Below are 19,114 nucleotides of genomic sequence, written 5' to 3'. Positions count from 1 at the left end.
CGCAATCACTTGGTTACAGGTCGCTAACCTCCATGAACGACATAGATACACTCATCAGCAACAATGCACTATGGTCAAAAATGCTGGTGGAGGAAGACCCCGGATTTTTTGGAAAACTGGCACAGGCGCAGAACCCGCGCTTTCTCTGGATTGGATGTTCCGACAGCCGCGTCCCCGCCGAACGTCTGACCGGTCTTGAACCGGGCGAACTGTTTGTTCACCGCAATGTTGCTAACCTCGTTATTCATACCGATCTCAACTGCCTTTCGGTTGTTCAGTATGCCGTTGACGTTCTGGAGGTTGAGCACATCATTATTTGTGGCCACTACGGCTGCGGCGGCGTACAGGCGGCGGTCGAAAATACAGAGCTGGGGTTAATCGATAACTGGCTGCTGCACATCCGTGATATCTGGTTCAAACATAGCTCACTGCTGGGCGAAATGCCGCAGGAGCGCCGTCTCGACACGCTGTGTGAGCTGAACGTGATGGAGCAGGTCTATAACCTGGGCCACTCGACGATTATGCAGTCTGCCTGGAAACGCGGACAGAAGGTCTCCATCCACGGCTGGGCGTACGGTATTCACGACGGCCTGCTACGCAATCTGGAAGTGACCGCCACCAACCGCGAAACGCTGGAACAGCGTTACCGCTCGGGAATTGCCAACCTCAAGCTTAAGCATGTGAACCATAAATAAACAAAGCCGGGTGGCGGCTGCGCCTTACCCGGCCTACATGTGCTCATTCGTAGGCCCGGTAAGCGTAGCGTCACCGGGCAAAAGTACTATTCGTCCAGAATCACTACTTTCCCAACATACGGCAGATGGCGATAACGCTGCGCGTAATCAATGCCGTAACCCACCACAAATTCGTCCGGGATGGAGAAACCAACGAACTCCACCGGCACCTGCACTTCACGGCGCTCAGGCTTATCCAGCAGAGTACAAATCGCCAGTGATTTTGGTTCACGCAGGCTCAGGATCTCACGCACTTTAGAGAGCGTGTTGCCGGAGTCGATGATGTCCTCAACAATCAACACATCTTTGCCACGAATATCTTCATCCAGATCTTTCAGGATTTTCACATCACGGGTTGTGGACATGCCGCTGCCGTAGCTGGAGGCGGTCATAAAATCGACCTCGTGCGGCACCTGCACTTCACGGCACAGGTCTGCCATGAACATGAAAGAGCCACGCAACAGACCGACCAGCACCATTTCGCTGCCGCTGTCCTTGTAATGTTCGGTGATTTGACGACCCAGTTCGGCGATACGCGCTTTGATCTCGGCTTCCGGGATCATCACTTCAACAGTATGTTTCATATTACTAACCAAATGATTTTAGTGAAAATCTCTCAATGCGGATGACTCTCGCTCCGGCATCGATACGCAAGCCAGCCATTATACCAGTAAATGGATAAGCCTGGCGTATGAGTTATAAAAAGCAATATTTGTGATTCCGATCACAGTTGTTAATACCTATAATTAATTGCTAGCAAATAATTAACAAAACTGACGAGTACTTTTCTATGGCTGAAACAAAAACTAAACAGCCGCGTCTACTGGTGACATTAACAGCCGCGTTTGCCGCATTCTGCGCGCTGTATTTGTTAATCGGTGGCGTATGGCTGGTCGCGATTGGCGGCTCCTGGTACTACCCGATTGCGGGTCTGGTTATGGTTGGCGTAACCGTCCTGCTTTTACGCAGAAAACAATCTGCTCTGTGGCTGTACGCAGCGTTACTGCTCGCAACCATGATCTGGGGCGTCTGGGAAGTCGGGTTCGACTTCTGGGCGTTGACGCCGCGCAGCGACATTCTGGTCTTCTTCGGTATCTGGCTGATCCTGCCGTTTGTCTGGCGTCGTCTGATCGTCCCTTCCAGTGGGGCCGTGGCCGGTCTGGTCGTTGCCCTGCTGATTAGTGGCGGCATCCTGACCTGGGCCGGTTTTAACGACCCGCAGGAGATCAACGGTACGCTGAACGCGGAATCCACGCCGGCTGCGGCTATTTCGCAGGTGGCGGACGGTGACTGGCCTGCTTATGGTCGTAACCAGGAAGGTCAACGCTACTCCCCGCTGAAGCAGATCAACGCGGACAACGTGAAAAACCTGAAGGAAGCCTGGGTATTCCGTACCGGCGACCTGAAGATGCCAAACGATCCGGGTGAGCTGACCAACGAAGTGACCCCGATTAAAGTGGGCAACATGCTCTACCTGTGTACGGCGCACCAGCGTCTGTTCGCGCTCGACGCGGCTACCGGTAAAGAGAAATGGCACTTTGATCCACAGCTGAACTCCAACCCGTCGTTCCAGCACATTACCTGCCGCGGCGTCTCTTACCACGAAGCGCGCGCCGATAATGCCAGCCCGGAAGTCATTGCCGACTGTCCTCGCCGCATTATGCTGCCGGTGAACGATGGCCGCCTGTTTGCCATTAACGCTGAGACCGGCAAGCTGTGCGAAACCTTCGCCAATAAAGGCATTCTGAATCTTCAGACCAACATGCCGGACACCACGCCGGGCCTGTATGAGCCGACCTCCCCGCCAATCATCACCGATAAAACCATCGTGATTGCCGGTTCGGTAACGGATAACTTCTCTACCCGTGAAACCTCCGGCGTTATCCGTGGTTTCGACGTGAACACCGGTAAACTGCTGTGGGCCTTCGACCCGGGCGCGAAAGATCCTAACGCGATCCCATCGGATGAACACACCTTTACCTTTAACTCACCGAACTCCTGGGCACCGGCAGCGTATGACGCGAAGCTGGACCTGGTCTACCTGCCGATGGGCGTGACCACGCCGGATATCTGGGGCGGTAACCGTACGCCGGAGCAGGAACGTTACGCCAGCTCCATCGTGGCGCTGAACGCAACAACCGGTAAACTGGCATGGAGCTACCAGACCGTTCACCACGATCTGTGGGATATGGATATGCCGTCCCAGCCGACGCTGGCGGACATTACCGTTAACGGTAAAACCGTACCGGTGATTTACGCCCCGGCGAAAACCGGTAACATCTTCGTGCTTGATCGTAGCAACGGTAAGCTGGTTGTTCCTGCGCCGGAAAAACCGGTTCCGCAGGGTGCGGCCAAAGGCGACTACGTCACCAAAACGCAGCCGTTCTCTGACCTGAGCTTCCGTCCGAAGAAAGATCTCAGCGGTGCAGACATGTGGGGTGCCACCATGTTTGACCAGCTGGTATGCCGCGTGATGTTCCACCAGCTGCGCTACGAAGGGATTTTCACCCCGCCGTCAGAGCAGGGTACGCTGGTCTTCCCGGGTAACCTGGGGATGTTCGAATGGGGTGGGATCTCCGTTGACCCTAACCGTCAGGTCGCCATCGCTAACCCAATGGCGCTGCCGTTCGTTTCCCGCCTGATCCCTCGTGGTCCGGGTAACCCAATGGAGCAGCCGAAAGATGCGAAAGGCAGCGGTACCGAAGCCGGTATCCAGCCGCAGTATGGCGTTCCTTATGGTGTGACCCTGAATCCGTTCCTGTCTCCGTTCGGTCTGCCGTGTAAACAGCCTGCCTGGGGTTACATCTCCGGTCTGGATCTGAAGACCAACAAGATCGTCTGGAAGAAACGTATTGGTACGCCACAGGACAGCATGCCGTTCCCGATGCCTGTTCCAGTGCCGTTCAATATGGGTATGCCAATGCTGGGTGGTCCAATCTCTACCGCCGGTAACGTGCTGTTCATCGCGGCAACCGCAGATAACTACCTGCGCGCGTACAACATGACCAACGGTGAGAAACTGTGGCAAGGCCGTCTGCCAGCCGGTGGACAGGCAACGCCGATGACCTATGAAGTGAATGGCAAGCAGTACGTTGTCATCTCTGCGGGTGGTCACGGTTCGTTTGGCACGAAGATGGGCGACTATATTGTCGCGTATGCACTGCCTGACGACGCTAAGTAACGAAAAAGCCCGGTGGCGCTAACGCTTACCGGGCCTATGGGTGCCCTATGTAGGCCGGGTAAGGCGAAGCCGCCACCCGGCTTTTTTTATACGGTAAAACCGAGCATCATCCCCGTATCTTCATGCTCCAGCAGATGACAGTGGGCCATATAGGCAAACTCTTTCGGCGCCTCGTGGTCGAACTTCACCAGCACCTCGCTGACGCCGCCTTCCACCCTCACCGTATCTTTCCAGCCCGCACGATGCGCCTCCGGTGCTTTACCATTTTCAGACAGAATACGGAACTGCGTGCCGTGGATATGGAACGGGTGCAGCATCATGTCGCCTTCGCCTGAAATCACCCAGCGTTCAAACTGCCCTTTCGTGGCGGCGAACATGGGCGTGTTCATATCGAACGCTTTGCCGTTGATGCGGTTGGCGTTGTGGAAATCGAAACCATGGCCGCCGTGATCCATGCCGCCCATTTTACCGTGGTCCATATTCATATGGCCCATCATCTGGCCGTGATGCATTCCCGCCATGGCCTGATTGCCGTACTTCTTCATCAGCGCCTGCATGCCCATCATGTCTAGCATCGGATCCATAGAAAGCTGAAGTTTACGCTGCGTAAGCCCGTCCAGCGACGGGAGTGCTGGCAGCGTGGTGAGGGTCTCCGGCAGCGTACCGGAGGCGGTGATCTGTAGCGGCTGAATGCGCAGGACCGGATGCGGCTTATCAAACGGCGCAACGGCCATCCCCATCTGGCTGACCGGCAGGGTCACCAGGTCAAACGCTTTGCCATCGCTGATATCCACCAGCACCTCGAAGCGCTCCCCCATCAGCATCGGCAGCTCGCTCACCTTCACCGGCTCCGGCAGCAGGCCGCCGTCGCTTGCCACCACGTAAAGCGGGCGTTTATCGCTGGTGGCGAAGTTCAGCGAGCGGGCGTTACAGCCGTTAAGCAGACGTAAGCGCAGCCAGCCTTTTGGCGCGGCATGCTGCGGGTAGATCGCGCCGTTGGTCAGGAGTGTATCGCCAAACCAGCCTACCGCCGCGCTCATTACGTCCAGCTGATAGTCAATTTGCCCGTCAGCGTTGAATTTTTTGTCCTGCACAATCACCGGGACATCGTCGATTCCCCACTGTTTCGGCAGGCGCAGCAGGCGGCTTTCATCGTCTTCAATCAGCACCAGGCCGGCCAGCCCCATCGCCACCTGATGGCCCGTTTTGCCATGCTGATGCGGGTGGAACCAGCAGGTCGCCGCGCGTTGTTCCGGAGTAAAGGTTACGCTGCGTTTACCACCAGGCCTGATAATGCCCTGAGGCCCTCCATCCACTTCGCCCGGGACTTCCAGCCCGTGCCAGTGCAGCGTGGTCTCTTCCGCAAGCGTGTTATGAATGTCTACCGTCACCGCCTTCCCTTTGCGTAACTGCAACGCCGGGCCGAGCAGATTGCCGTTATAGCCCCACGTCGTGGCGGCGTGCTGACCGAACGTGGTTTTACCGGCCTGCACCACAAGCTGAATGCGGCTGCGGGCATCTGCGGCGAGTAATTCAGGAATGGGTAAAGCCGGTCTGTCGGCGGCAAAAACGGCGCGGCTCCAGAGAGGTAACGCGCTGGCAACCCCCAGTGCGGCAGAAAATTTTAAAAAATCACGACGTTGCATGTGCATTTCCTTATTTCCAGCAGGCGATCTTTTGAGCATAAACCCTCCCCTTACCGGAAGGTCAAGCACGGCGGCAATAATAAAGATCGTCGGCCTGGCATCAAGTATGCTAACGTTAATTTTCCGTGATGCAGTGGTAAAGGCAATGAAGACGTTTTTCAGAACAATTTTGTTCGCCAGCCTGATGGCGATGTGTGCGAACAGTTACGCGCTAAGTGAAAACGAAGCGGAAGATATGGCCGATCTGACGGCAGTTTTTGTTTTTCTGAAAAACGATTGTGGTTACCAGAATTTACCCAATGGGCAAATTCGTCGCGCACTGGTCTTTTTTGCCCAGCAGAACCAATGGGACCTCAGCAACTACGACAGCTTCGACATGAAGGCGCTCGGTGAAGACAGCTACCGTGATTTAAGCGGTATTGGCATTCCCACTGCTAAAAAATGCAAAGCGCTGGCTCGCGATTCACTCAGCCTGCTCGCCTACGTGAAGTAACCTTCCCGACGCCCCTTGTTGACCCGTTAACCGCCTCACGGCGGTGTTGTGTTGCGCCCATCTGCCGGATGTAATGGATGTTAACGAAGGAGGTGCTCCCCATGACCGAAAAAACGGTATGGCAAGAAACGCTGCATGACCAGTTTGGTCAGTATTTTGCCGTGGATAACGTGCTCTATCATGAGAAAACCGATCATCAGGATTTGATAATCTTCGAAAACGCCGCCTTTGGCCGCGTGATGGCGCTGGACGGCGTGGTGCAAACCACCGAGCGCGACGAGTTTATCTATCACGAAATGATGACCCACGTCCCGCTGCTGGCCCACGGCCACGCGAAGGACGTGCTGATTATCGGCGGCGGCGACGGCGCGATGCTGCGTGAAGTCTCTCGCCATCAGAATGTCGAAACCATCACCATGGTGGAAATCGACGCCGGTGTGGTGTCGTTCTGCCGCCAGTATCTGCCCAACCATAATGCCGGCAGCTATGACGATCCGCGGTTTAATCTGGTTATCGACGATGGCGTCAATTTTGTTAACCAGACCACGCAAACGTTTGATGTCATTATCTCTGACTGTACCGACCCTATCGGTCCGGGCGCGTCGCTGTTTACCTCGTCGTTTTACGAAGGCTGCAAGCGCTGCCTGAAGCCTGGCGGAATTTTTGTGGCGCAAAACGGCGTTTGCTTCCTGCAACAGGATGAAGCACTTGATAGCCACCGTAAGCTGAGCACCTATTTTGCTGACGTCAGCTTCTACCAGGCGGCGATCCCCACTTACTACGGTGGGATCATGACCTTTGCCTGGGCGACGGATAACGACGTACTGCGCCATCTTTCTACCGAGATCGTGCAGGCCCGCTTCCACCAGGCCGGACTCCAGTGCCGCTACTACAACCCGGCGATCCATACCGCAGCCTTTGCGTTGCCTCAATATCTGCAAGACGCGCTGTCCTCAAAGGAGGTGAACTAATTGAAAAAGCTTAAACTGCATGGCTTTAACAATCTGACCAAAAGCCTGAGTTTTTGTATTTACGATATCTGCTACGCCAAAACAGCAGAAGAGCGCGATGGTTACATCGCCTATATCGATGAACTCTACAACGCCAACCGTCTGACCGAGATCCTGACAGAGACCTGCTCGATTATCGGCGCGAACATCCTGAATATCGCGCGCCAGGATTATGAGCCTCAGGGTGCGAGCGTCACCATTCTGGTGAGTGAAGAGCCGGTTGACCCGAAGCTTATCGACAAAACCGAGCACCCCGGCCCGCTGCCGGAAGTGGTAGTCGCCCACCTGGATAAAAGCCACATCTGCGTGCACACCTACCCGGAAAGCCACCCGGAAGGCGGGCTGTGTACCTTCCGCGCGGATATTGAAGTGTCGACCTGCGGCGTGATTTCACCGCTGAATGCGTTGAATTATTTAATCCACCAGCTGGAATCCGATATCGTCACTATTGATTATCGCGTGCGCGGTTTTACCCGTGATATCAACGGCATGAAGCACTTCATTGATCATGAGATCAACTCCATTCAGAACTTCATGTCCGAAGACATGAAGTCGCTGTACGACATGATGGATGTGAACGTCTATCAGGAGAATATCTTCCATACCAAGATGATGCTTAAAGAGTTCGATCTTAAGCACTATATGTTCCATACCAGGCCGGAAGATTTAAGTGACGAAGAGCGTAAGGTCATTACCGACCTGCTCTGGAAAGAGATGCGCGAAATTTACTACGGCCGTAACATTCCGACCGTGTAAACGTGATCCGGAGCAGGGACGCTTCGGGGAGTTACTTCTGTTTCATAAAATCGCGGTAGGCGTTCAACACGCTCAGAAAGTCTTCCACGCCGCACAGCGACAGGCTCTCTTCGTCGTAGTAGCTCATCCCCTCTTCCATCTCATCACCCGAGAACTCAAGTTGGTTGGCGCGCACCATCACCTCTTCGCCATCCATCCACAGCGTGTATTCGTGCCCGGCGCGTTGCCAGGAGCGTTCACTGCCTTTCACCGTTTCCGCCGCCTGTTCGACTTCATCCAGCAGCGCGAGGTTCTCTTTCACCTCTTCGTTAAACCAGTGTCCAACGGCTTCGTGCCCCATCGACATTCGCACTTTCACCACGCCGGTGATGTCGCGCAAAAATTCGTAATCCATAGCGTTTTCCTCTGCAAAGCCATTAGGGTAATTATCGCAGCAGAGAGGAAGAAAAAAAGCGGGAGAGGTGGGAGGAATGAAAATAAAAAACCCACCGACGTTGCGATGGGTTTTGTAGGCCCGGTAAGCGTAGCGCCACCGGGCAATGGGTCAGGTGCGGAGCGGTCTGGTGCCCTCACCCCCAGCCCCTCTCCCACGGGAGAGGGTAGCATTTATACTGCGGTCTGGAAGATCACCCCGTCAGCCTTCTCGGTGTACTGAGAGAGCTGGTCGAAGTTCAGATAACGATAAGTATCCACCGCCGTCTTATCTACCTGAGCCACAAAGGTCTGGTACTCTTCCGGCGTTGGCAGTTTGCCAATCAGCGCCGCAACCGCCGCCAGCTCCGCAGAGGCCAGGTAAACGTTCGCCCCGGTACCTAAACGGTTCGGGAAGTTACGGGTTGAGGTGGAAACCACCGTCGCACCGTCGGCCACGCGCGCCTGGTTGCCCATACACAGGGAACAGCCAGGGATTTCAATACGCGCCCCGCTCTTACCAAACACGCTGTAGTAGCCCTCTTCGGTCAGCTGCGCCGCATCCATACGGGTTGGCGGCGCCACCCACAGACGGGTCGGCAGCTGGCCTTTGTGGGTATCCAGCAGCTTACCGGCAGCACGGAAGTGGCCGATGTTGGTCATACAGGAGCCGATGAACACTTCGTCGATCTTATCGCCCTGCACGTCAGAGAGCAGACGCGCATCGTCCGGATCGTTAGGCGCACACAGGATTGGCTCTTTGATATCCGCCAGATCGATCTCAATCACCGCCGCGTACTCTGCGTCAGCGTCGGCTTCCAGCAGCTGCGGATCCGCCAGCCATTTTTCCATACCCTGAATACGACGCTCCAGCGTACGACGGTCGCCGTAGCCTTCCGCTATCATCCACTTCAGCAGCACGATGTTGGAGGTCAGATACTCAATAATCGGCTCTTTGTTCAGCTTGATGGTACAGCCCGCCGCAGAACGCTCGGCAGAGGCATCGGTCAGCTCGAACGCCTGCTCCACTTTCAGATCCGGCAGACCTTCAATTTCCAGAATGCGGCCAGAGAAGATGTTTTTCTTGCCTTTCTTCTCGACGGTCAGCAGACCCTGTTTAATGGCATACAGCGGGATCGCGTGCACCAGATCGCGCAGGGTAATGCCCGGCTGCATTTTACCTTTGAAGCGCACCAGCACTGATTCCGGCATATCCAGCGGCATCACGCCGGTCGCTGCGGCAAACGCCACCAGACCGGAACCCGCCGGGAAGGAGATCCCGATTGGGAATCGGGTATGGGAGTCACCGCCGGTACCGACGGTATCCGGCAGCAGCATGCGGTTCAGCCAGGAGTGGATAACGCCGTCGCCCGGACGCAGGGAGACACCGCCACGGTTCATAATGAAGTCTGGCAGCGTGTGGTGCGTGGTTACGTCAACCGGCTTCGGATACGCCGCGGTGTGGCAGAAGGATTGCATCACCAGATCGGAAGAGAAGCCCAGGCACGCCAGGTCTTTCAGTTCATCACGGGTCATTGGGCCAGTGGTGTCCTGAGACCCCACGGAGGTCATTTTCGGTTCGCAGTACGCGCCAGGACGGATACCAGTGACGCCGCAGGCGCGACCCACCATTTTCTGCGCCAGAGAGTAACCGCGGTTGCTCTCGGCCACGTCTTTCGCCTGACGGAATACGTCACTGTGCGGCAGACCCAGCGCTTCACGCGCTTTGGTGGTCAGGCCACGGCCGATGATCAGCGGAATACGGCCACCGGCACGCACTTCGTCGATCAGCACGTCGGTTTTCAGTTCGAAGCTGGCCAGCAGTTCGTTGGTTTCGTGGTTGCGCACTTCGCCTTTATACGGGTAAACGTCAATCACGTCGCCCATGTTCAGGTTGCTCACGTCCACTTCAATTGGCAGCGCGCCCGCATCTTCCATGGTGTTGAAGAAGATTGGCGCAATTTTGCCGCCGAGGCACAGGCCGCCGCCGCGCTTGTTCGGCACGTGCGGAATGTCGTCGCCCATGAACCACAGCACGGAGTTGGTGGCGGATTTACGGGAAGAACCGGTACCGACCACGTCACCGACGTAAGCCAGCGGGAAACCTTTTTGTTGCAGGGCTTCGATCTGTTTGATCGGGCCAACCACGCCTGGCTGATCCGGCTCAATGCCTTCACGGGCGTTTTTCAGCATCGCCAGGGCGTGCAGTGGGATATCCGGGCGAGACCATGCATCCGGCGCCGGAGAAAGGTCATCGGTGTTGGTTTCACCGGTCACTTTAAAGACGGTAACGGTAATTTTTTCAGCAAGCTGAGGGCGGTTCAGGAACCATTCGGCATCGGCCCAGGACTGCATCACCTGCTTCGCGTAAACGTTGCCTGCTTTGGCTTTTTCTTCCACATCGTAGAAGTTATCGAACATCAGCAGCGTTGAAGAGAGCGCTTTGGCAGCAATTGGCGCCAGCTTGTCGTTATCCAGCGCGTCAATCAGCGGATGAATGTTATAGCCGCCCTGCATGGTGCCGAGCAGTTCAATCGCTTTTTCAGGAGTAACCAGTGGGGAGGTGGCTTCGCCTTTGGCAACGGCGGCAAGGAATCCGGCTTTTACGTAGGCAGCTTCATCTACGCCAGGCGGTACACGGTTGATCAGCAGATCTAACAGGAATTCTTCTTCGCCCTCAGGCGGGTTCTTCAGCAGCTCGACGAGCGCGGCCATTTGGGTTGCATCTAACGGTTTGGGTACAATTCCCTCGGCGGCACGTTCTGCTACGTGCTTACGGTATTCTTCTAGCACGACGGTTCTCCTCGCTCTCATTGTCATATGCGGCGGGCGTTCTCTTCACGCTCCTGTGAGACAGCAGTTTGTAGGGTAAATGCCCGATACCGCGTCGGGCAGCATAGCAGGATTTCTGCACAGTGTTAATCTGTTTACAAAAAAGCAACATTAAAAAATTTGCTGAATCGTTAAGCATGGTGTAGCAACCCGTCACCGGGCCCGGAAGCAGTTCCGTAAGTCTGTCGTCACCCCGACAACGCGCTGCTGGTCGCTCGCGCGGCCTTCTGAATTTCCGTCGCCTGTTCAGCCATCCGATATAATTGTGTAATAAATACTCACACTCTTTATCCGGATGCTTCGGAGGTTTTCCCAACAAAAGTTAAAACTGTAAAACACGGGTGAATGATACTCGCGGCAACAGCAACGCCTCACGGCACTGCACTCGTCTCGTTGGAGTCAATCTATGAAGTTGCCTTTTAAACCACATCTTCTTGTTCTGCTTTGCAGTGCGGGGCTGTTTGCCGCCTCGGGCGTCATGTTCGTTAAAAGCCGCGCAACGGAACCCGCTCCCGCACCTGCGCCGGTAGCCCCGCAGCTTCCCGCCCCGACAGCACAACCTGCCCCGGTGGCGACTCCGGCCTATACCGCCGCGCAGATCGATCAGTGGACAGCGCCCATTGCGCTCTATCCCGACGCGCTGCTGTCGCAAATTCTGATGGCCTCAACCTATCCGGCGAGCGTGATTCAGGCCGCCCAGTGGTCAAAGGACAACCCTAAAATGCAGGGCGATACCGCTATTCAGGCGGTCAGCGGGCAGCCATGGGATGCCAGCGTGAAATCGCTGGTCGCCTTTCCGCAGTTAATGTCGTTGATGGGAGAAAACCCGTCGTGGGTACAGAGCCTCGGCGACGCCTTTCTGGCCCAGCCAAAGGATGTGATGGATTCCGTGCAGCGTCTGCGCCTGCTGGCGCAGCAGACAGGCACGTTGCAATCCACCCCGCAGCAGACCGTCACCACCGTGAAAAAATCTGCGCCAGCCTCCACCAGTACAGCCGCGACGTCAACGTCGGCTAGTCCGACGGTGATTAAAATTGAGCCAGCCGATCCACAGGTGGTTTATATCCCTACCTACAACCCTTCCACCGTTTATGGCACGTGGCCAAACGCCAGCTATCCGCCGGTGTATCTGCCCCCGTCTCCCGGCCAGCAGTTTACCAATAGTTTTGTCAGAGGCTTTGGCTATAGCCTCGGCGTAGCCACCACCTATGCGCTGTTCAGTAACATCGACTGGGACGATGACGACGATCACCATCACGATCATGATGACGATCACCACGGCGGTTATTCGCATAACGGCGATAACATTAATATTAATGTTAATAACTTCAATAAGATCACCGGCGAGCACCGTACCGATAATCATCAGGTCTGGCAGCATAATCCTGCCTACCGCAACGGCGTGCCCTACGCCAATAGCCAGCTTGCCAGCCGCTATCATCAGACTTCAGTGCCGGGCGGGCTGAGCGCTACCCGGCAGCAGCCGGTCAACCGCGATAGCCAGCGGCAGGCTGCGATGGCGCAGGTACAGCAGTCGACGGGCAAAACCCTCACACAGCTACAGCATGGCGACGCGCATTTCCCGCAACATTCAGCGTCCGCGCAGCAGCTGAAGCAGCTCTCTCAGCGCAGCAACTATCGCGGCTACGACAGCGCGCGGCCCCACGCACAACGGATGAATAATACTCTTGCGCAAACCAGACGCCCGACGCAGGTTCAGCATCAGCCGCTGCGGGCAAACGCCCTGAGCGGCAACGACAGCCGCTCGGCCAACTGGCAGGCCCAGCACCAGCGCGGGCTGCAAAGCCGCCAGCAGCTGTCCGAACATCATACCGAACACCGTGAATTCCATCGTCGTTAAGGAAGCCGCTATGAACATGAAACCGATCGGTGGAATGCTGTTGTTGATGGTATCCACCTTCGCCTGCGCCCAGCAATCTTTCTCCACGCCTGAGCAGGCGGCCAATGCCCTGACGAAGACCATCAGCGAGCAGAATGAGCGCGCGATGGCCGACCTGCTGGGGGATAACTGGCGCGACTATCTGCCACCTGAAGGGGTTGATCCGGAGGCGGTAGCTCGATTCCTGCGTGACTGGAAGATTAACCATCGTACCGAAATCAGCGGCGATATCACCCATCTGTCAGTTGGCGATAACGGCTGGCAACTCCCCATACCGGTAGTGAAGAAAAAAGAGGGCTGGCAATTTGATATGCAGAAAGCGGCTGATGAGATCCTGACCCGCGAAATCGGCCGCAACGAACTCGCGGCTATCGGAGCGCTGCACGCCTACGTCGACGCACAGCAGAGCTACTACGCCATGAACCATCGCTATGCGCACAAGATTGTCAGCACACCAGGGCTAAAAGACGGCCTGTACTGGCCCATCTCGCCGGGCGAAGCGCCAAGCCCGCTGGGTCCCGCCTTCAGCCCGCCGGAGCCAGGTATGGGCTATCACGGTTATCGGTTCCGCATTCTGCCGGATAAAAATGGCTTTGCGATGGTTGCCTGGCCCGTGAGCTATGGTCAGACGGGGGTAATGAGCTTTGTTGTTAACCAGGATGACAAAGTTTATCAGGCAGACCTCGGCAGTGAAACCGCCAGAAAAGTCCAGGCATTGACCGTGTATAAACCTGATACATCCTGGCAGCCCGTGGCACCGTAAACGTCCGGTGGCACCTCGCCTGCCCGGTCTACGATTTTTGTAGGCCGGGTAAGCGCAGCGTCACCCGGCTATGTTTTTACAAAATATTCACCAACTGAGCTTCCAGTATAGGTTTCGCTTCTTCTAATTCAGATCAACATTGTTCGCAATGGAGACCACTCAAGAGAGAAACTTATTTCTGTTTCGCTTTCGGGGTTGGCAGCACGATCATTTAACAAAGCTATAGGTAACATTCCCCTGCAAATCTGCTGGCATCTTTGTTATATCCGTTCCGTCCTCCGCATACCATTCGAAGAGATGATTATCGTCACGCAGGGCACAAAAATGGTAATCGCAGGAATAGATGGCACGAATATTATAAAGTTCATGTGCGACAGGTGAGGTGTCGCCACCTTCATACCCCAATCCCCATGCCACTACGGTACCGTCACGGCGAAGCGCTGCAAAAGAATTGTAAGTACCCCCTGTCAGAGATACCACATCCGTAAGATCCTCAGGCATTTGTATATCGAAAATCGAGACATGTCCCCAGCAGTACACTTTCCCCTCCGAAGTTAAAAAAGCATAGCTGCCATTAACAGCGGCCTGAACATCGATAATATTTGTCAGACCGGCAATTTCCGGTGGCATTTCGGTCAAATAGTAATTCTGCCCCCAAAAAACCACACTGCCATTTTGTCTTAAAGCAATAAAAGTTGAATTGGTGCTGTGTACGGAAACAATATCCTTGAGGCAAGCAATATGATCCGGAATCATAGCGCCACAACTGGCGCTTCCCCATGCAATCACACTGCCTGAGGCCCTGAGTGCCACAAATGCACCGCTATTACTGTAAAGTGCGACAACATCATTTACTTCTTTCAGATGTGTCGGTAGCGCGCCACCGTATGCTGCACTTCCCCAAGCTAGCACATGACCATTTTGTAGAATTCCCGCAAAGGCAGTTTCCGTGGATTGGATGGCTATGAAATCACTGCGCGCAGCAATATCAGCAGGAAAGTCATTTTGAGAAGCCCCAACTTTCCACTGTACGACTTGGTTGTTAGCTCGCAACGCAAGATAGATGTCATTACCGTCGTTACCACCAGCAACTTTAATATCTAAAATATCATCCAGTGCAACAACATTATCAGGCAGAGGGTTATCATCATCCACAGACCAGGTAAATACCTGGCCATTGGTATTAACAGCCGCAGAAGCGTACTGGCCGCCATAAATAGCCCTGACATTATAGTTACGCTCGCTGGTTGGTGAGGTTCCACCATGTTTTGGCTTCCCCCACGCTTCTACGGTACCATCATCTTTTATGACAGCAAACGCGGAACTCGAACCCCCAAAGTTACTGATATTAATAACATCACCCAGCCGATAAACATCAGAATTTGCCAGCAAGCGTACATTTGGGCGGGTATCGGTGAAAACAGGTCCAGTAAAGCGCGGTGCGGATTCATCTTCATACCACCAGTCAACGCTGACGGGCTGTAGGGTCTCTTTATCAAGGGCTACAAGCTTATGCGTCGCACTCGCCCAAGCACCCCCTAATTGTGTTCTGGCCCCCATGACTTTTAAATCACGAATACCAGAGGTCGATTCATAACTATTCATAATAACTGGTTCCTTTTAATAGAGTAATCCCAGCGATAGTTATATTATCTTTCTATTTTAAGTCAAATTAACCAAGCCACTCCTAAAAAAAACATAAACACAGCGGCTTATACAAACCCATTAAAAATTAAATGAATCATTTGATTCGCGAATACATTCAATTAACCATGTACAAATATTTTATCTATTCTGCATTTAAATTGATAATTAACACTAAGATATGGACTTTAAACCAAAAAAAACGCCTCCGAAGAGGCGCTTATCAGACACAAAGCAACTTATTTCTTCTTCGCTTTCGCGTTTGGCAGGTCCGTAATGCTACCTTCAAACACTTCTGCCGCCAGGCCCACGGACTCGTGCAGAGTCGGGTGAGCGTGGATGGTCAGCGCGATGTCTTCCGCGTCACAGCCCATTTCGATAGCCAGACCGATTTCACCCAGCAGCTCGCCGCCGTTGGTACCGACAATCGCACCACCGATCACGCGGTGAGTCTCTTTGTCGAAGATCAGTTTGGTCATACCGTCTGCGCAGTCGGACGCGATAGCACGGCCAGAAGCAGCCCACGGGAAGGTGGCGGTTTCATAGCTAATGCCTTTCTCTTTCGCTTCTTTCTCAGTCAGACCGACCCATGCAACTTCTGGCTCGGTGTACGCGATAGATGGGATCACTTTCGGATCGAAGTAGTGCTTCATGCCGGCGATAACTTCAGCGGCAACGTGACCTTCGTGAACACCTTTGTGCGCCAGCATTGGCTGACCGACGATATCGCCGATAGCAAAGATGTGCGGCACGTTGGTGCGCAGCTGTTTGTCAACGCGGATGAAGCCACGGTCGTCCACTTCCACGCCAGCTTTGCCCGCGTCGAGGTTTTTACCGTTCGGCACACGACCGATAGCCACCAGCACGGCGTCGTAACGCTGTGGTTCGGAAGGGGCTTTTTTGCCTTCCATGGAAACGTAAATACCGTCTTCTTTCGCTTCAACGGCAGTCACTTTGGTTTCCAGCATCAGGTTGAATTTCTTGCTGATGCGTTTGGTGAAGACTTTAACGATGTCTTTGTCGGCAGCCGGGATAACCTGGTCGAACATTTCAACCACGTCGATCTCTGAACCCAGCGCATGGTACACGGTACCCATTTCCAGACCGATGATACCGCCGCCCATAACCAGCAGGCGCTTAGGAACGGTTTTCAGCTCCAGCGCATCGGTGGAATCCCACACGCGTGGATCTTCATGTGGAATGAATGGCAGTTCGATTGGGCGAGAGCCTGCCGCGATGATCGCGTTGTCGAAGTTAATCACGGTCTTGCCGTTTTCGCCTTCCACTTCCAGGGTGTTCGCACCGGTGAATTTACCCAGACCGTTTACCACTTTCACTTTACGGCCTTTGGCCATACCCGCCAGACCGCCGGTCAGCTGAGTGATAACTTTCTCTTTCCAGGTACGAATTTTGTCGATGTCGGTTTTCGGCTCGCCGAAGACGATACCGTGTTCAGCCAGCGCTTTGGCTTCTTCGATAACTTTCGCTACGTGCAGCAGCGCTTTAGAAGGGATACAGCCGACGTTCAGACAAACACCGCCGAGGGTGCTGTAACGTTCTACGATGACGGTTTCCAGACCTAAATCCGCGGCGCGAAATGCTGCGGAGTAACCTGCCGGGCCTGCCCCAAGTACTACGACCTGAGTTTTGATTTCTGTGCTCATCATGACCTCTTAATGTATACCCGTCGTCCACCGGGTCGTTCTATCCGCCCGTATTTTACAAAATTGTTAACAATTTTGAAACAACAAACGGCTCACGAATTATCGCTTTCACCAATAACCTCAAAAACCCCATGAGATTATCAGAAAAAAGCCGGCCGACTGGCCGGCTTTTCGATTACATCACCAGGCGGCGAATGTCGCTCAGCATGTTGTTGATGATGGTGATGAAACGCGCACCATCAGCCCCGTCGATCACGCGGTGGTCGAAGGACAGAGAGATTGGCATCATCAGACGCGGCACGAACTCTTTGCCATTCCACACCGGCTCCATCGCGGACTTGGACACACCGAGGATAGCCACTTCCGGCGCGTTCACAATCGGCGCGAAGTGGGTGGTACCCAGGCCGCCGATGCTGGAGATAGTGAAGCAGCCGCCCTGCATTTCGCCGGCAGTCAGCTTACCATCACGCGCTTTTTTGGAGATGGTGGTCAGTTCACGGGACAGCTCAGTGACGCTCTTCTTGTTCACGTCTTTGAAGACCGGAACAACCAGACCATTTGGCGTATCAACCGCAACACCGATGTTGATGTACTTCTTCAGCGTCAGCTTCTGGCCGTCTTCGGACAGGGAGCTGTTGAAGCGAGGCATCTGCTCAAGGGCAGCGGCAACCGCTTTCATGATGAAGACCACTGGAGTGAACTTCACGTCCAGCTTACGCTTCTCAGCTTCGGCGTTCTGCTGTTTACGGAACGCTTCCAGATCGGTGATATCGGTCTTATCGAAGTGGGTAACGTGCGGGATCATTACCCAGTTACGGCTCAGGTTCGCACCCGAGATTTTCTGGATACGGCCCAGTTCCACTTCTTCGATTTCACCGAACTTGCTGAAGTCCACTTTCGGCCATGGCAGCATGCCCGGGATACCGCCACCGGCAGCAGCAGGTGCAGCTTCGGCGCGTTTCACCGCATCTTTCACGTAAGCCTGAACGTCTTCGCGCAGGATACGGCCTTTACGACCAGTGCCCTTCACTTTCGCCAGGTTCACACCGAATTCGCGCGCCAGGCGACGAATCAGCGGAGTCGCGTGGACGTAAGCGTCGTTTTCAGCGAACTCAGATTTTTCTGCTTTAGCAGCAGGGGCAGCAGCCGGTTTAGCAGCCTGAGCCGGTGCAGCAGCCGGTGCCGGAGCAGCCGCGGCAGCTGGAGCGGCGGCAGGTGCTGCGCCTTCCACTTCGAAGACCATGATCAGAGAGCCGGTAGATACTTTGTCGCCGGTGTTGATTTTGATCTCTTTAACGGTACCGGCGAACGGCGCAGGCACTTCCATAGAAGCTTTGTCGCCTTCAACGGTGATCAGTGACTGTTCAGCGGCAACTTTGTCGCCCACTTTTACCATCACTTCGGTCACTTCAACTTCGTCACCGCCGATGTCCGGTACGTTAACGTCTTTCACGCCGCCAGCAGCCGCTGGTGCAGCAGCCGGAGCCGGAGCAGCTTCCGCTTTCGCTGGAGCCGCAGCGCCTTCAGCGCCCGCCACTTCGAAAATCATGATCAGGGAACCTGTAGACACTTTGTCGCCGGTGTTGATCTTGATCTCTTTAACGGTACCCGCGAACGGTGCCGGCACTTCCATAGAGGCTTTGTCGCCTTCTACGGTGATCAGTGACTGCTCGGCCGCAACGGTATCGCCCACTTTCACCAGGATTTCAGTGACTTCAACTTCGTCACCGCCGATGTCAGGCACGTTCACTTCTTTCGCTGCCGCGGCCGCTGCTGGAGCAGCAGCAGGTGCTGCTTCTTTCTTCTCTTCCTGCGCAGGTGCAGCAGCTGCTGCACCGTCGGCGGAATCGAAAATCATGATCAGTTTACCGGTCTCGGTTTTATCGCCAACAGAGACTTTGATCTCTTTAACGATGCCAGCCTGAGGAGACGGGACTTCCATAGAAGCTTTGTCGCCTTCTACGGTGATCAGCGACTGTTCAGCTTCAACTTTGTCGCCCACTTTGACCAGGATCTCGGTGATTTCAACTTCATCAGCCCCGATGTCCGGTACATTGATTTCGATAGCCATTATTCTTTT

At 54.7% G+C, this 19,114-nt stretch carries 14 protein-coding genes; 7 read left to right on the top strand and 7 right to left on the bottom strand.

All coding sequences use genetic code 11. From position 1 onward, the window contains the following. Positions 1-32 precede the first annotated feature (32 nt). Entirely contained in the window at positions 33-695 is a 663-nt protein-coding gene (gene can, locus ACQG0T_RS03950) for a carbonate dehydratase (protein ID WP_003856301.1), read from the top strand. A gap of 86 nt (positions 696-781) precedes the next feature. On the opposite strand, the gene hpt is transcribed toward can, so the two are convergent. Further along, on the bottom strand, positions 782-1,318 hold the full coding sequence (hpt, locus tag ACQG0T_RS03945) for a hypoxanthine phosphoribosyltransferase (RefSeq protein ID WP_003856303.1): 537 nt from the start codon (positions 1,316-1,318) through the stop codon (positions 782-784). A gap of 206 nt (positions 1,319-1,524) precedes the next feature. Between hpt and ACQG0T_RS03940 the strand changes: the two genes are divergently transcribed. Next, on the top strand, positions 1,525-3,915 hold the full coding sequence (locus ACQG0T_RS03940) for a glucose/quinate/shikimate family membrane-bound PQQ-dependent dehydrogenase (RefSeq protein ID WP_003856304.1): 2,391 nt from the start codon (positions 1,525-1,527) through the stop codon (positions 3,913-3,915). An 86-nt stretch (positions 3,916-4,001) separates the two neighbouring features. On the opposite strand, the gene cueO is transcribed toward ACQG0T_RS03940, so the two are convergent. Next, positions 4,002-5,561 (bottom strand): multicopper oxidase CueO, encoded by a 1,560-nt coding sequence (cueO, locus tag ACQG0T_RS03935; protein ID WP_032652587.1) that lies wholly within the window; start codon positions 5,559-5,561, stop codon positions 4,002-4,004. A 145-nt stretch (positions 5,562-5,706) separates the two neighbouring features. Here cueO and ACQG0T_RS03930 point away from each other — a divergent pair, with 145 nt between their 5' ends. The 3 genes from ACQG0T_RS03930 (at position 5,707) to speD (ending at position 7,820) form a co-directional block, all read left to right on the top strand. Further along, positions 5,707-6,054, top strand: a complete 348-nt coding sequence (locus tag ACQG0T_RS03930) for a YacC family pilotin-like protein (RefSeq protein WP_003856306.1) — start codon at positions 5,707-5,709, stop codon at positions 6,052-6,054. 101 nt (positions 6,055-6,155) lie between these two features. Next, the gene (gene speE, locus ACQG0T_RS03925; protein WP_015572694.1) at positions 6,156-7,025 is read left to right on the top strand and encodes a polyamine aminopropyltransferase; all 870 of its coding nucleotides are present in this window, start codon (positions 6,156-6,158) and stop codon (positions 7,023-7,025) included. Further along, positions 7,026-7,820 (top strand): adenosylmethionine decarboxylase, encoded by a 795-nt coding sequence (gene speD, locus ACQG0T_RS03920; protein WP_017694500.1) that lies wholly within the window; start codon positions 7,026-7,028, stop codon positions 7,818-7,820. It begins immediately after the preceding gene. Between the two features lie 31 nt (positions 7,821-7,851). Here the strand turns inward: speD and yacL are convergent, their stop codons facing one another. Further along, positions 7,852-8,214, bottom strand: a complete 363-nt coding sequence (yacL, locus tag ACQG0T_RS03915; RefSeq protein ID WP_017694501.1) for a protein YacL — start codon at positions 8,212-8,214, stop codon at positions 7,852-7,854. A 212-nt stretch (positions 8,215-8,426) separates the two neighbouring features. Next, positions 8,427-11,024, bottom strand: a complete 2,598-nt coding sequence (gene acnB / locus ACQG0T_RS03910; RefSeq protein ID WP_017383766.1) for a bifunctional aconitate hydratase 2/2-methylisocitrate dehydratase — start codon at positions 11,022-11,024, stop codon at positions 8,427-8,429. A 445-nt stretch (positions 11,025-11,469) separates the two neighbouring features. Between acnB and ACQG0T_RS03905 the strand changes: the two genes are divergently transcribed. Both ACQG0T_RS03905 and ACQG0T_RS03900 read left to right on the top strand, forming a co-directional pair. Continuing rightward, entirely contained in the window at positions 11,470-12,924 is a 1,455-nt protein-coding gene (locus ACQG0T_RS03905) for a DUF3300 domain-containing protein (protein ID WP_271040555.1), read from the top strand. A gap of 10 nt (positions 12,925-12,934) precedes the next feature. Further along, a complete protein-coding gene (locus ACQG0T_RS03900; protein WP_252051943.1) occupies positions 12,935-13,726 on the top strand; it encodes a DUF2950 family protein in 792 nt (263 codons plus the stop codon). 207 nt (positions 13,727-13,933) lie between these two features. On the opposite strand, the gene ACQG0T_RS03895 is transcribed toward ACQG0T_RS03900, so the two are convergent. The 3 genes from ACQG0T_RS03895 to aceF all read right to left on the bottom strand — a co-directional run bounded on the left by ACQG0T_RS03895 (position 13,934) and on the right by aceF (position 19,105). Further along, positions 13,934-15,331 (bottom strand): RCC1 domain-containing protein, encoded by a 1,398-nt coding sequence (locus ACQG0T_RS03895; protein WP_232949619.1) that lies wholly within the window; start codon positions 15,329-15,331, stop codon positions 13,934-13,936. 278 nt (positions 15,332-15,609) lie between these two features. Further along, on the bottom strand, positions 15,610-17,034 hold the full coding sequence (gene lpdA, locus ACQG0T_RS03890) for a dihydrolipoyl dehydrogenase (protein ID WP_003856313.1): 1,425 nt from the start codon (positions 17,032-17,034) through the stop codon (positions 15,610-15,612). 175 nt (positions 17,035-17,209) lie between these two features. Beyond that, on the bottom strand, positions 17,210-19,105 hold the full coding sequence (gene aceF, locus ACQG0T_RS03885; protein WP_017694504.1) for a pyruvate dehydrogenase complex dihydrolipoyllysine-residue acetyltransferase: 1,896 nt from the start codon (positions 19,103-19,105) through the stop codon (positions 17,210-17,212). Positions 19,106-19,114 lie beyond the last annotated feature (9 nt).

This window comes from Enterobacter cloacae complex sp. 302F9 (assembly GCF_050030335.1).
Lineage (GTDB): Bacteria > Pseudomonadota > Gammaproteobacteria > Enterobacterales > Enterobacteriaceae > Enterobacter > Enterobacter hormaechei_C.
This window is presented reverse-complemented; position numbering and strand designations above follow the sequence as displayed.